Origin of the sequence: Aureibaculum flavum, assembly GCF_016406085.1 — a bacterium.
Taxonomy (GTDB): Bacteria; Bacteroidota; Bacteroidia; order Flavobacteriales; family Flavobacteriaceae; genus Aureibaculum; species Aureibaculum flavum.
On record NZ_JAEHFJ010000009.1, the window covers coordinates 131,393 to 145,530 of the forward strand.

Consider the following 14,138-nt stretch of genomic DNA (forward strand, 5'->3'; position numbering starts at 1 on the left):
GTTAACGTCGTTTATTTTTGCGTCGTTGTTCTTTCTTATATCGCTCTTGGTAGTATTTTTCTTCGGCTTCTTTACTTTCCCAATCTCCAACCCATTTATTAGGCCCTACTTGTTTCATTTTTGGTTCACCTTGTGTAAAAATCATTTTTAAATAACCTAAGGTTCCCAAACCAAGCATCACAGAAAAAAAGATTAATAACCCAGTAACAAATAGAGGAACCTCATTGCCATAAAAGATTGCATAAATAAGTAAAAGATTAAAACCAATCATTAAAAAGGGAATAAAAAATTGAAAACCAATTTTAGAAGCAAAGGCTTTGTAACCTTCCATAGAATGGCCTAAGGAAAATTTAATAACACCAACCAAAAGTAATGTGAAGATAAAACAGAAAATAAAAGAACCCACCAGTTTCATAATCATAGTAAAACCTAAGGTTATTACCTTATCGTTGGCTTCATTATAATTTACTTTATAAGTATCACCAACTTCTAAACCTGATGTAGAGAAATCTAATTCTTTTGCAATTACATTACCTGCTTCAGTAGTAAATTCAACTGTAGGCTGGTACATGGTATAATATCGATTGTCTTCTGAATCATAACGCTGTTCTTCAGTAAAGCTAATCACTGTTGCCGTGTATTGCTTTCCAGATGTAGTTATGGCATATAAATCTTTGCTACTACTGTACATAAATACCCAAGAAAGAATAGAAAATACGTTGATACAGAATAGAATCAACCCAATGTAACCGTAGGTCATACATCCTTTTTTAGTAGAAAATCTTTTAATGAAAAAATGGGTCATTATTAAGGTCAATAGTATAAAAGATATCGAATAAGCTGGGTCTATTGTCATTTTTTAGTATTTCTAAGTAAGAATTCTTTTGATGATTTTATGCTACTTTATTTTAATTGTAATCGACTTTTTTGATACTAACTTTAGTTATAGGTGTAGACGTATCAGGTGTAATTATTTGATTGTTTTGATCGTACAGATTGTAATAGCTACCGTCTTTATACATTACAATACCCTCTTTTGAATAATTTAAGTTTCTAAAATTATTAAAAACAACATCAGTCAATACTTTAGGCTCTAACGTACTTATCAATTGAATACCTAATGAAATACCTTTATCATCTTTTGAGCTAACCATCAATATCGACGGACATAAATACTCCATGTTTGAGTAGGGTAGTGATGTATACTTAGCGTTTTCTCTGTTTAAAAAGTAATAATCATAGTTGTAACGTTCATTTAATATTTGAAAGTAAGAAGTAGATTGGATATTACCACGGCTTGATTTCAAAAAAGTAATTTCGTGCGGAATACTAGAAATGAATTGACCATCCTTATCTATAAACTCTGTTTTTTCTTCGAACGTATTGACATAGACTTCCTTTACCGAATCACTATTTTTTAAAACCGTAGAAAATGATATTGTATCTCTGGTGTTTTCTAAATACAAGGTGAATGAAGAAACGTTACCCTTAAGGAGATGTCTATTTATAGCTCTACTCCTTAAATAAACATTTGCATTTTTTAAGGCTAAATAGCGTAAGGTTAGATAAATTTCTTCCCTAGTTTTGAGATCTTTTATAGCATTGACAATATCTTCTAAGTGGTCTAAATTACCTTGATAGTAATCCTGAACCGTTTCATGGTTTGTGTTACTTAGGGAGTATTTTGAATCAAGTGCTTGTTCTTTATTATTATAAAAAACTTTTTCTATTAATGTACCTTTGTGATAAGGATAGTAATTATAAGGTAATTCATACTCAACATAATTGTCTTGCATTTTAAGCAGTTTTACCGCTCCCTTTTGAACTCCTATATCTGCTTTTGTAAAGTGGAGTGTATCTACTTTTGAAAGGTACTTTACTTTAAATGACATGGCTACACTATCCACATGTTTCATTTGAGGAATTTTTATAGGGTTTAATGGAAAATAGATTTCATCTGTTGGTAGATTATTTTCCTCACTATCATGATAATAAATTTGAGTTATTTGAACATCTTCTTCTGAATCCAAGTTTAAATTATAGAAGGGATAGATGGTTTCTTCTGATGAAAATTTAAAAATGGTACTCCCATTATTTCTTACAATAGGTTCTATGAAGTTTTTGTTTTTTTTAAATTTCTGTTTAAAATAGATTCCTTTTTGTACGCTATCTTGGTAGTTTAAATGGTTATTATTTACAAGCTTTTTTAGAATGTTCTCTCTATCTATAATTTTTTCATCTTCAATAGAAAACGGTTTGGTCAAAGAATCAAAAAAGTTATTTTCTTGATAATGGGCATTTTCATTTCTAGAAATAAAATCCTTTTTGTTCTTTTTAAAATTGTTGAAATTTTCAGTTAGTAGTGTTTTAATTTCTTTTACAGATAATGTATCTAAATCATGATTATGCTCTATAAATTCTGTAATTAAATAGGTGTCAAGACATTTTGCCTCTTGTTCTGCAACCATTTCTGGTGTTACTTTTAACGTACTGCTAGTCGTTTTATTCGAATTTTGACATGAGCCAAAACTTGCAGATAATAATAAAATACTGAGTAAGAGTGATGCTTTGTTTTTCATTAGAATTTATTTTTGCTTTTCTTTTTCTATTTTTTGAATGTTTATTAGGTTCCTTTTTTCTATTGCTGTTAAAAAGGAATCAATGTTTTTATAAACACCATTATACCATTCTTGATTTTCAAAATATAGAGCCATTGCACCGTTTTTACTGAAAATGTAACCATAACGAGCATAAATTTCATTTCTCATGATTATTAATTCCCCTAAGGATAATGAATTCAAGTGATCATAGTCAATAATTTCAAATTTGGTTTGAAAGAATTCACCATCATTACGCTTATTTAAAACGTCATTACTAAAAGGCCCTAGTTCAAATTCACCATCATTACTCATTTGTACGGGTGGATTGTTCATTTTCAAGCATTTAATACTTTTATTATCATGTAAGTAAATTACAAACTCACCATTAGTTTCATCCGAATAAAATTTGTTACCCTCTATTTTAACATTTGTATAGTTGATGTAGTTCGAGATCCAGCCTATTACTTCTTCATTTTCTATGTTCCATTCTCCATTTTCTAATTGAGCAATTATTAAGTCTCCGGCAATTGAAATAGTTAGTTCTGATTCGGCTTCAGATTCCCCATAGAAATATGCTCCTTCATATTCATCTATTTGGTCAACTATCCATGGACTTAAATTACTTTTATCTACATTCGCTTCTGCGGTCCATATTTGACCAAAGGTATTTCCGTAGTAGGAGGAAAGCAGTAGTAGTAATATTATTTTTTTCATGTGTAGGGTATGTTTTAGTGTTTGTCAACTTTGTGCAATTATTGGAGCTCATCCTCAATATTATAGATGTAATTATCTTCAAGGAGAAACTTAAAGCGTTGTTTTTGAGATATCCAATGTCTGTCATTTTTCAATTTGGTAATTATTATGTTTTCAGTTTCTGTATCTTTAAATTTAAAGAGTTCAGCTACTGTTTTATAATAATCTGTAGTACCCGTTGCGGAAAAATCAGTTTCTTTTAAATACTTTATAAGGGCTGTTTTTAATTGATCTTTATATGCCGCTTTATGCCATTTAGAAAGATAGAAAATAGCGTCCTTATTACCATGTTCAAAAGCGAGCTTGGTAATTTGTGTTTTAATAGGTGCTTTATAAATTCTATTGTCTAATGCTCTGCTTATTAGCAACCAATATGAATTTGGTTTATATAAAACAATACTATCTAATTGAGTTAGAATTTTGTCAGTTGCTACATTAGTATCGTTTAAATTGTACCTGTATCTATGATAAAGTTCACTTGAAATACTGTCTTCTGAGATAATACAGCCTTTAAAAGTTGTAACAGTTCGGTCATGTGTAATAAACTTCAAGAAAATCGATTTTAAGTCGGTGTATTTTTGATCTGCTAATGCCCAACTTGCATAACAGGCTACAGTGGCATTTTTATTATCTGTTAATTGCAATAATTCTTGAATCGTTGCATCCGCTTTTAATTGAGTGTAAAGATGATAGTTAGCACTTGGCATTCCGGCTGCACCAACACGTTCAAACTGAACTTCATTTACTTTAGCAATTTTAGTAACCAATTCTATATGCTTATTTGGGGTTTCTTTAAAAACAAGACTATCGTTAATAGCTACTGCTATGGCTGGTTTTTCTATAGTTTGTTTACTTGCTTGTTCTTTACAAGATAGGAGCAAACACAATGTTGCAATAGTTAGTAGTAATTTGGTTTTCATATTCTTTATTCCTTTTGAAACTTAATTGACAGAGAAGCCATTTTGTAACTCAATCTTTTTTAATGTGCCTAGTGTAGCATTTTGTTTTTTCATAAATAGGGTAACAAACTGTTTTATTTTAATGTTAAACTTTTCTTCACTAATATGTTTATTATACGCTGCAAAGTAAAATTTATGATCTGCACTAATTGAACCTTTTCGGGGTCCCATTAAAGCTCTAAAATTTGATTCTATCTTTTGATTTTCTAGTTCTGTTTCGGTTAAAATAATTTTTGATGATTGTAGTTCATCTAATTTTTTTAATTGTATTTCTTTAGATTCATAAGGGTAAACAAATTGACGTTTTGGTTTCTTCTCAATATGTGTAGTCATCATTCTCTTTACTTTATCTGAAAAGTAATAAAATGTTAATAGTATATATTTAGGTATGTCTTCATTATTTGTTAACTGTTTAATCTTGAACTGGTGTTGCTCATCTTGAAATTGAATATCGTACCCTAGACTATCTTGATTTTTTGCAAAAGCAGTAATCTCTTTTATAATACTTTTATTTCTAGAGATAAGAGAATACCCTAAAGTTACAGGGTCAAAAACATCATAATTAAGGTTAGGGTATACTTTGCAAAGCTGCATAGTTTCGTCATTGGTGTACACGTAAATATTTGAATTATTTTTTATAACACTATCGGTTAAATTACTAAGCGATTTTATACTTTTATTATGGTTTAAACTAGTCCGCTCCGCTTCTGATTTACTACCCCCAAATGTGATTAATTCATTTTCTTTGTTTTGTTTGTACTGTTTTATTAAGCCTGGTCCAAACCACTGTAAGAGAAAAAATAATAGGGTACCACCGTATATTGCAATTTTTAATAATGTATTTGATTTTTCTTTAGCCATTTATAATTTTTTTTAATAGTCGTTTAGTTTGAAGTGATTTAATAATACTCCTTTCCTAAGCGATCTATATAGCCTTTTTTATCATTTGAATTTTTAATTTCAGCTAAATTAAAAACATACGGATGCAATTCTAAATATTTTATTCTTGTACTATTGTAATACCCATATAGTCCATTTCTCTTTACTTTTATTGGACTTGTAGAGCTATCTACATGGTCAAAATACTGGATGCCATATTGCTCTTCAAATATTCCGAAAGAATCTCCAAAATCTATGATTACATATTCTAAAGCGGGGAAGTTACCATCATGTTCTAATTGTCGTTTTTTATTTAGAAAATAGATATTTTTGACATCGATTTTATTTATGGAATCTATAGTTTTGTAGTTATCAAAATTTGTGTTCGTAAAGCTTTCCGCTTTTTTTAGAATATAATAGTTGTTGCTTTCAACTATTTTCAGACTGTAAGTAGATACATTACCGCAAACGCCATAGAAGGGAGGTGTTGTTATAATGGCTTCCGTAAAGGGTTTTAAATGCTTGTTTAAATAAATTATTTCTGTTTTTTCGTTAAGCACTTGCAAACTGTCATTATTTATTTGGGCTATGTATTTAATATCTTTAAGTAGTGTTTTTTCGTTTTTATCTTTAATGGTAAGTCTGTTACTTTTATTTCTATGAACGTTGTAGGATTCACCCTGAATAGTAAGGCTCCATTGATTTAGTACCGGTGTCGATTTCTGATATTTTGTAATTAGATTTGAATTAATTTTCCGAGGTAGCTCTATAGAATAACCACCTCTCGAACTTAAAGAGGTTTCATCCCATTCAGAATATTCAACACTCGATATCATTTCAACAGGAGCAGACCCTACTATTTTTTTCTCAATTTCGTCATAGACAAAAACTTTTCCTGATTGGTCACCAAATTTAGAAAAAGGGCCATCGTAGCTAAAAGAATTGCTAACAGCGGCATAACAACTATACTGTCCGTCTGGGCTATATGATTTATAATAAATTCCAGAAGTTTGTCTCAAAAAAATAATGGCAGCGATAAACACCAATACGAGTATAACTACAATTATTTTTAACTTTTTTGACATTTGTTTTGGTCTTGTTTCTAATCCAGTTTAGTTTAAAAGAATAGAGCTAATTAATAGCACAATTTGAATGAGAACTAAGCCCCAGAATAACTTTAACGATGGTTTAACCGTTTCAGATATAAAATTGTTGAACTTTTCTGTAATAACAAGAGATAGATCTAAGTTTTTATCTTGAAAATTTACATCATCAAGTTTAATTTTTTTTAGTCCAAAGTTTATAACTTTACGTTGCAATTTTGAGGTGTCGGCATCGTCTTTAGCTGATTGAAATAATTGAGCTTTTAATACGGCTTTATCAGAAAGCTCTTTTTTCCATCCTTCTTTATTGGTTAATGTCGTCGTTAACTTACCCACTTTAGATGAGATGTAACTACCTAATCTACCTTCCCATAAAAGATAAATTGCATGTTGGATTGAAATTTTATTTGCAATTATAAAATATAGAATGATAAAAATAGGGGCTCCGAAAATTAAGAGAAATGCAAAGAAGTTTGTAGAAAGTAACCCTACAAATAGAGCAATAATATTACCATGACCGCCTCCGGCAACTTCAATATTTCTAAAAAGAGCTATTAGAAAAGTGATCAGTGTTACTATATTACCTAAGGCAAAAATAAACAACCATTTAAGAGCAGTTTTACCTGTTATTTTTGCAACTAGTTTAATGTTTTCTTTCATTTTATTAATTTGAACAACTACCCCAAAAGTATCATAGAATGAATTCATTTTAACATACCAATGTTAATTAGGGTTATTTGAATCAATATTTGGATTGTTGTAAGAAAAATTTGGGTTTTTTGAAGTGATTCAAACTGAAAATATAATTAGACTTTAACTGGTTTTAATAAAGACCAAAAGATAAATTAGTAGTCATAATCAAACTTTTCAAAGTGGTGAATACTCTTAGAAATAAATGGTAAATATTCATCCATATTTAGTTGGTTTCTATTTTAATTTCTTCTTTTTTCAACCATTTTTCAATTAGAAGTGTATTGCCTGTTATTTTAGAAATATAATAGTTGTGACTGTTAAACGCGTCAGAATGTAATGTGTATTCAATCATTACTTTACCGTCAATATAATTAGAATGAATAAAATATGAATTACTATTATTAATGTAAAGATACCCCACATGATTATCAAGACCAATGAAATAAACGCCATCTTCAAGCTTTTTTATTTGTTCTGATATAGTATCCTCACTAAAATTGAGTAACGCATTTGAATTTATAGCAATAGATTTTGCTTCATTTTCTGGACCTTGTTGTGCCAGTTTATACCTATTCAAGTGAAGTCCCATGTCTCTTAATGTTGTAGACACAAAGTATCCACAAGCGATAGTACCTTGATTTGGTTTAGATGTATGTCCGTTAAAATCCCAAACGGTTTCATACCAATGTGGAATAATGGTATTTAATAATTCGTTTTTAAAAATTTCTGATGCGGCACTCAGTAATTCATTTTTAGCTATGGTATCTAAAGTATTTTTATATTTAATACTTAAATCTAATCTCTGTTTTTCTATTTTAGATTTGTCAGTATGGTAGGATTTACCTGCCTTAAAGTTTAAACCAGAAGCAATAGAATCAAATTTTATTTCCTCAGCTAAATAGAAATGTTCGGTAATGGTGTCAATTTTTAAAGCGACTTTAGAACTCACGTAATTTTTTTGTTTTTTCTGAGCATTTGAGCATGATATTACAATAATCATTGAGCTAATTAATACTATAAATTTAGATACTGTTTTCATACTATTTACTTGTGACTTTTTTTAATTCAAGTGACTTCATTTATTAAATAGTTAAACGGCTCATGTATTATAGTAAGAGCTAATTTGAAACTCTAAATGTCGATTTAATATACTTTAACTCACTTTAAAAAACATATCGTACTCTAAATATTAAATTTTAAGTTTAGTCATATATCAAAAAACTTCTTTATTTAGCTTTTTATGAAGATTGTTATTATAAACCAATATTATAATTGTTCTTATAAAGATAAAGAACAAACCTAAGCATAGATATGAGAGTGAAGGTGAGTCAAAAGCAGTTACAATACAAAAGATTAAGATGACACAAAAGGCAACACTTAAAATTATTGATAGTATGCCTATTGGTCTTATTTTCTCTATGTAGGTCTTATGCTTTTCTGCAAATCCTTTTCCATCAATTGAGACAAACATTTTATTATATCCGAAAATTGGTTGAGATTCAAAAATTTTGACATACTCATATTCAATATTTTTTGTTTCATCATATTTAGGAACGGTTGCCATGTCTGGGGTAACCATTGTGATGCTATTACCATTTACTTTTGAAACGGGATATCTTGTTTTGACACTTACTCCTTCGAACACGATATTCCATGTACCTTGATCTGAAATAATTTGATAAGAGCTGATATTGGAATCTTTAATTGTTAGCCAAACAGAGAATAGAAATATGCCTATTATCAAAGCGAATATTAAACCAATTAATCCAGTCATAAAGCCATAAGCAAAACCCAAAAATGTCAGATGCCATAAAACTAAATCACATGCTAAAACTAAAATGAACAGTTCAAATAATTCAATACGTGTATTTCTAACACATCGCTCAATAATAAATTGCTCAATTGTAGTTGGATTTCTTGTGTTTTTTCTGGCAGTTGCATTTTCAATATTCATGAATTATAAGCCTAACCATTTAACCATAGCAATAGTGTCACTATTTTGAGTGATCACATTGTATTGTTCACCAGTTAAAGAGGAGCTTTTTGCAACTTTATTAATAAAATCAGACCTTGTTTTAATGTCCTTACTATTCAAGATATATTTATTTTCGAGATGATTTGACATAATGGAATCAGACCATACTTCATCACTTCTAATAAATTTAAATCCACTAGTTTTTATTTTATTTAAATAAGCTCTTATTTCCTTGGGAGTTATTGGTATTTCTTCTTCATTTGATATAATTTGGGCCTCTGCCTTTCCTTTTTCTTCAGAAACAGTACGGAATGTAATAAATGCATAATCGTCATGAAATATATGTTCCTCAAAAGAATTAATTTTAACGCGATAAAAATATTTTCCATATTGGAAAACTCCATATTCACCTTCGCCTAAATAGTTTTTATAATAGGTTTGATTGTTTTCTATTCCGACAATTGAGACTTCTGTTGACCCACCAGTAATATCGTTTAATATCAATTCTACATCGCCTTCAGAACCTTTTATCACTTTACTACCTCTTTGGGCTATTTTAATTTCATTATCATTAGTAATTGCTAATCCATCAGTTTTTGAGCAAGAGTTTAATATAATGACTATTAAAAGAGTACTTGTAATTTTTAAATATTTCATAAACAGATTTTTATAAATTTATTCTTTTCATTTTTACTTCATTTCTTAGTGTAATATTTGGACTTATATCTAATTCTGTTACATTAAATTCGTCATTGTCTAAATTTAGGATTTCGAATATGACCTTATTGGAAAATCGCTCTTTGGTCCATCCAGTTGGAAATACAATACCCTTTTCATCTAATGACCAGTTTTTTGATAAAATTTTATCAGTTTCACTATCTTTAATTTTACAGGTTCCATCTCGATTGAAAATAATCCAATTGGTTTTTGGATCCCATTCAAATGCAGTTCTAGCCAATTTTTGATCTGACTCTGAGATTTCAGTATTAATTTCTAAATATTCTGGTTTTCTATAATAGATTCCCCATTTTATGTCACAAATTAGGTTTAATTGATGATTTTTAGTTTCGTTTTCTTGTTCTAAAATCTTTTTCTCTCGTTCAATTTTATCAACTTCTCGTTGTGCTAAAGTATCGTTCCATCTTATTTTTGCATGAAGTAAAATATCTGAATAGGTTTGTTCATTCAGTTTCTCTCGATCGGTTGACTTCATAAACTCTATTTGTCCATTAAGTAACCAATAACCATCTTCATCTAGAATTTTTTTAATTTTCTGCAAATCTTCTTTTTCGTTTTTTCTTTCGTAAACATTTTCAAGAGGTTTTCCACAACTAACTATTAATAATAAAATTGCTATTAGATTTATTTTTTTCATTTTGATGTATTAGGTGTAATATCGTATTATTTAGATCTGCTTAGTTAAAATTATGGAATCAGAAATTTTCGATATTACAAAGATTATGTTCTCTGATTCTCTGAATTCATTGGGTCTTTTCCACGCTCCGCTGTAAATGACAGAATCAACAGATATACTTATTTTGTTTTGATCAATGAAATTATGTTTTCCAATTATTGTTGTAAAATTATCATTTCCACAAGGTGCTACGTATCTACTACTGAAATTTAATTTATTAGAAAAGGAGGTCAAGTTTCCTGCAAATTTTTGTTCAATAAATTTTGTTAGTACGTACTGTTTACTATTTGGGTCTAAACCTAAAATTTTGTTGGTTATCCAAGTCCCATTTTCTAATTCATCTTTGAACATATTCTCAATGGGTTCCATATTTTCTAAACTAATATTCTCAGCAATTTTTGATTGTGATGCTTTCTTATGGTAACTGGAAAATAGTATTGACAAAATAAAAACCAACGTAACTGTTATGAATCTTAAATATTTATGTGTCATAATTTTAATTTTGCTAGTCTTAATTCTGAAAACTTATTCTTAATTTTAAATCAAAAGTAACATAGCAGGAGGTAAACAGCGTATGTTAATGTCTATTTGGATGGTTTTAATCGATATTTGAATTTATGAAGTGATATTTTGTAGTCAATGACATAATCGTGGTCATTTTCTTCAATAAAATTTGTCAAGAATCTAGGTGAGAATTTTGGACTATTGAATTTCTTGAAGCTTTAATTATTTATATAAACACCATCAGTAAATTCAAATTGAGAAAAGTGTTTTTGATTGTTATAGTTTTGATAAGCCTCATTAAGTTTATATTCTTTATTAATTTTCTCAAAAACAAAAACGATATTGAGAAGGACTCTACTATCGTCTTCACTTTTAAATTCATTTTCCAGTATAATTTTTTTGCCTATTTTTTTTAAAGTGAATATTTGATGACTTGTTCCTATTATAGTTTGATCTAATTCTATTTTAATGGTTTCATTAAATTCTTTGTTAAAAGTAAGATTATATCTCACACCTCTCTGATAATCTATTTGTTCATTGATGACAAAAGATTGATGAAAATCACATTGACCATAATCTTCAAAAGTCAAGTTAAATACGAGTTGTTCTTTCGGTATAGGTTCTTTTCTATTGTATGGGTAGTGTACAAATTTAGGAGTTACATTAATATTCGCTTTTGGCTTTAAATTATGTTTGGTATTATATTCGTTAAGGTAAAAACGATTTTTATTGGCACTGTGGATATCCCACAATTTTTCGATATTAATTAAATCATTATCTTCAATATTTATTAAAGTATCTAAACTAAAAGACATTCTTTCGTTTCTATAATATTGATCTGAATATAAGTTATCAATAATTAAACTATTATTTTTTATTGTGAAATAAATAAAAAAAGGATCTAGTTTTCTTCCAAAAGTAGAAGTAAAACGACCTGTGTAATCATTTTTTTTACTTAAACCGACATAAGCATCTAATTGTTCTGGGGCATTATAGCCTGTACTAGTTCCTAATTTAGCATAGGTGTAAAAACTAAATTCTTTGTTGTTCGTTAAATTTTTAAAAAAATACTTATGTTTTGAGAATATACGATCTCCTGTTTTATAATATTCTAGATATTCATCATTTGTGATTTTATACGTTTTATTTTTTAAATAGATTTCATTATTTTTAATTGTCATTTTTCTAAACAGTATTGTATCCTGTTTCTGCACAGGAACGATATTTATAAACCTTTCGTCAAACCCTGCGTTTAGACTATCTATGTCTTCAAAATAACTAATAGTTTCTATTTTATTATAATCATATTTCTGAATGAATGTATCCGTTTTAAAAAAAAGAGTTCTTTCTTCCTTTTTATCGCTTAAGAGCTTAAGCGTGTCATTAGTAATTGTAAAATGAAGATCTTTTTTTGTATTTGTATTAATGTATAACATTTTATTGGCCCAGTTACTTAATGAAATATCATTTTTAAAATGTTCTATTTTTGATACATCATTAATTTCACCTAAATTATTATACACGTGAAATAAGAATTTCTTTTTTGTAAATAAATTTTCCATTAAAAAATTATAGCTAATAAATACATCATTACCTTTTTTATAACATTCAAAAAAAGCCTTATCATAATTGTAAATTTTAAACGAAAAGTCATTCGTTTCAATCTTACTTTTAAACAGTAAAGTATCGTATGACTTTAAATATTCATTTTCCAAGTAACGAATTACTTTAAAATCTCTATAATCTATTGTAAAAATGGAATCTATTGTACTGTTTTTAAGTTCATTTTTTTTCGAGGGATTATACTTATTACTCATGAAAAGAATAACGGATAGAAAAATTAAAAAAGTATATTTCATAGGTTTAGAGGTGTTTTTTCTCACCCAAGATTCCGAAAATGGCTCTCGACGTTACGCCACTCAACCAAGGAGTGGTAAATATGGTAACTCGAGATACTGTTTTTAATTTCATAATTCAATTTTCACTTTTTTGGTTAGTGTACTCCAGTTTTAAAATTTATAAGTTTTACCCACAAAAGTCAAAATATCTTTTCTGCTTTTTATGAGCTCCCAATAGCCCTGGTTATTTTTTAAAATATAATAATTACTAGGAGACTGGGTGTCTTGACTGCAGCCCATGCGATACCCTTTCAATATAGATACCAATTCAATAGAATCAAAATCGGTTATACCTCCTTGAGTTAATAGCTTTTTTGTGGCGAGCGGATAATTACTTTTATAGAGTGCATCGGTTACCATTTGTACCGGAAAAACAGTAGTATAGGGTTCTGTTTTTTCTTTTTTTATTGAAACTGATTCAAGAAGAATTTTGTTCGTTCTATATTCAATGTTTACTTGATAAGTACCGTTTTTATCTTTAACCACACTGTCATAAGCATTATTTTTTATCACTTGTAAGGAGTTAGCGTCTAACGCTGTGGTAGTACTACCTCTGAAAATAATTTTATCATCAAAACCAATAAGGTCTGCAGCAAAAACGGTAATGTTTTTGGTGTCAATATGGGTATAAATAGTCGGTTCATTTAGATAATACAACGTGTCATTAACGATGCCATATTTGGTTTTTGGAATGGATTTCGTATTTTGAACAGTGATGTCATATCTGGGTTTTAAGTTAAACAGTTTCTTATTATTGTATTCAAAAACGGTTGTACTATCTTTAAAATAATGACCATTTACGGATTGTAAGTTTTGAATTGTTTTTACTTTTTTATCACCTTCGTAAACCGAATTTTTATCATAACCAAAGGGATAATTATAAACAAACGTAGTGGGATCTGCGTCATTAATAAGCTTGTTTCTATAATAAACACTGTTTTTATCTTTAAAATAGTCATCACCTATACTTGTAAATGTGAGGGTGTCTATTTTATCTATTTTAATGTCATTTCGATAGAAATAGTCATCATTTATCCAATATATACTCTTGTCTCTATAAGAATTGATTTGAACAACTTTTGGGTTGCTAGGTATAATATTTAGCTTCAATCCATTATAGAACATATTAGAATTGTCTAAGGCTAATCCATCCACAATAATTTTCAATTCATTAGGGTTAACATCTACTTTTCTATGGATAGAACAGTTTTCAAAATATACCGTTTCTTTATTTACAATATAGTTAGGCTCTTCAAGGTATGTGCAACCAGAATGACCACCTTTAGGTTCTTTAACTTGTCCAATTACAGCAATTGTAAAAGAAAACGTTAGTGTTAGAATGCATATGTATTTATTCATG

The 14,138-nt window shown here is 28.7% G+C and carries 14 protein-coding genes; all 14 read right to left on the reverse strand.

From position 1 onward, the window contains the following. Position 1 precedes the first annotated feature (1 nt). Positions 2–760 carry a DUF3592 domain-containing protein gene (locus tag JBL43_RS16395; protein WP_198842484.1) on the reverse strand — a complete coding sequence of 253 codons (759 nt, stop codon included), beginning with the start codon at positions 758–760 and terminating at the stop codon, positions 2–4. A gap of 148 nt (positions 761–908) precedes the next feature. Next, positions 909–2,579, reverse strand: a complete 1,671-nt coding sequence (locus JBL43_RS16400; protein WP_198842485.1) for a hypothetical protein — start codon at positions 2,577–2,579, stop codon at positions 909–911. A 6-nt stretch (positions 2,580–2,585) separates the two neighbouring features. After that, on the reverse strand, positions 2,586–3,314 hold the full coding sequence (locus JBL43_RS16405) for a YARHG domain-containing protein (RefSeq protein ID WP_198842486.1): 729 nt from the start codon (positions 3,312–3,314) through the stop codon (positions 2,586–2,588). Positions 3,315–3,352: 38 nt separating this feature from the next. Further along, positions 3,353–4,273, reverse strand: coding sequence for a hypothetical protein (locus tag JBL43_RS16410; protein WP_198842487.1), 921 nt, complete (start codon positions 4,271–4,273; stop codon positions 3,353–3,355). Positions 4,274–4,294: 21 nt separating this feature from the next. Continuing rightward, positions 4,295–5,173 carry a hypothetical protein gene (locus JBL43_RS16415; RefSeq protein WP_198842488.1) on the reverse strand — a complete coding sequence of 293 codons (879 nt, stop codon included), beginning with the start codon at positions 5,171–5,173 and terminating at the stop codon, positions 4,295–4,297. Positions 5,174–5,211: 38 nt separating this feature from the next. After that, complete coding sequence (locus JBL43_RS16420) at positions 5,212–6,276, reverse strand: hypothetical protein (protein WP_198842489.1); 1,065 nt, start codon at positions 6,274–6,276, stop codon at positions 5,212–5,214. A 27-nt stretch (positions 6,277–6,303) separates the two neighbouring features. Further along, positions 6,304–7,002 (reverse strand): hypothetical protein, encoded by a 699-nt coding sequence (locus JBL43_RS16425; protein WP_198842490.1) that lies wholly within the window; start codon positions 7,000–7,002, stop codon positions 6,304–6,306. A 208-nt stretch (positions 7,003–7,210) separates the two neighbouring features. Further along, the gene (locus JBL43_RS16430) at positions 7,211–8,026 is read right to left on the reverse strand and encodes a hypothetical protein (protein WP_198842491.1); all 816 of its coding nucleotides are present in this window, start codon (positions 8,024–8,026) and stop codon (positions 7,211–7,213) included. Between the two features lie 174 nt (positions 8,027–8,200). After that, complete coding sequence (locus tag JBL43_RS16435) at positions 8,201–8,941, reverse strand: hypothetical protein (RefSeq protein ID WP_198842492.1); 741 nt, start codon at positions 8,939–8,941, stop codon at positions 8,201–8,203. Between the two features lie 3 nt (positions 8,942–8,944). Next, positions 8,945–9,619, reverse strand: a complete 675-nt coding sequence (locus JBL43_RS16440) for a DUF5329 family protein (protein ID WP_198842493.1) — start codon at positions 9,617–9,619, stop codon at positions 8,945–8,947. A gap of 10 nt (positions 9,620–9,629) precedes the next feature. Beyond that, a complete protein-coding gene (locus JBL43_RS16445) occupies positions 9,630–10,337 on the reverse strand; it encodes a hypothetical protein (RefSeq protein WP_198842494.1) in 708 nt (235 codons plus the stop codon). A gap of 30 nt (positions 10,338–10,367) precedes the next feature. Further along, positions 10,368–10,868, reverse strand: coding sequence for a hypothetical protein (locus tag JBL43_RS16450; protein WP_198842495.1), 501 nt, complete (start codon positions 10,866–10,868; stop codon positions 10,368–10,370). A 230-nt stretch (positions 10,869–11,098) separates the two neighbouring features. Next, positions 11,099–12,739 carry a hypothetical protein gene (locus tag JBL43_RS16455; protein WP_198842496.1) on the reverse strand — a complete coding sequence of 547 codons (1,641 nt, stop codon included), beginning with the start codon at positions 12,737–12,739 and terminating at the stop codon, positions 11,099–11,101. Positions 12,740–12,889: 150 nt separating this feature from the next. Then, entirely contained in the window at positions 12,890–14,137 is a 1,248-nt protein-coding gene (locus JBL43_RS16460; RefSeq protein WP_198842497.1) for a DKNYY domain-containing protein, read from the reverse strand. Position 14,138: the final 1 nt, after the last annotated feature.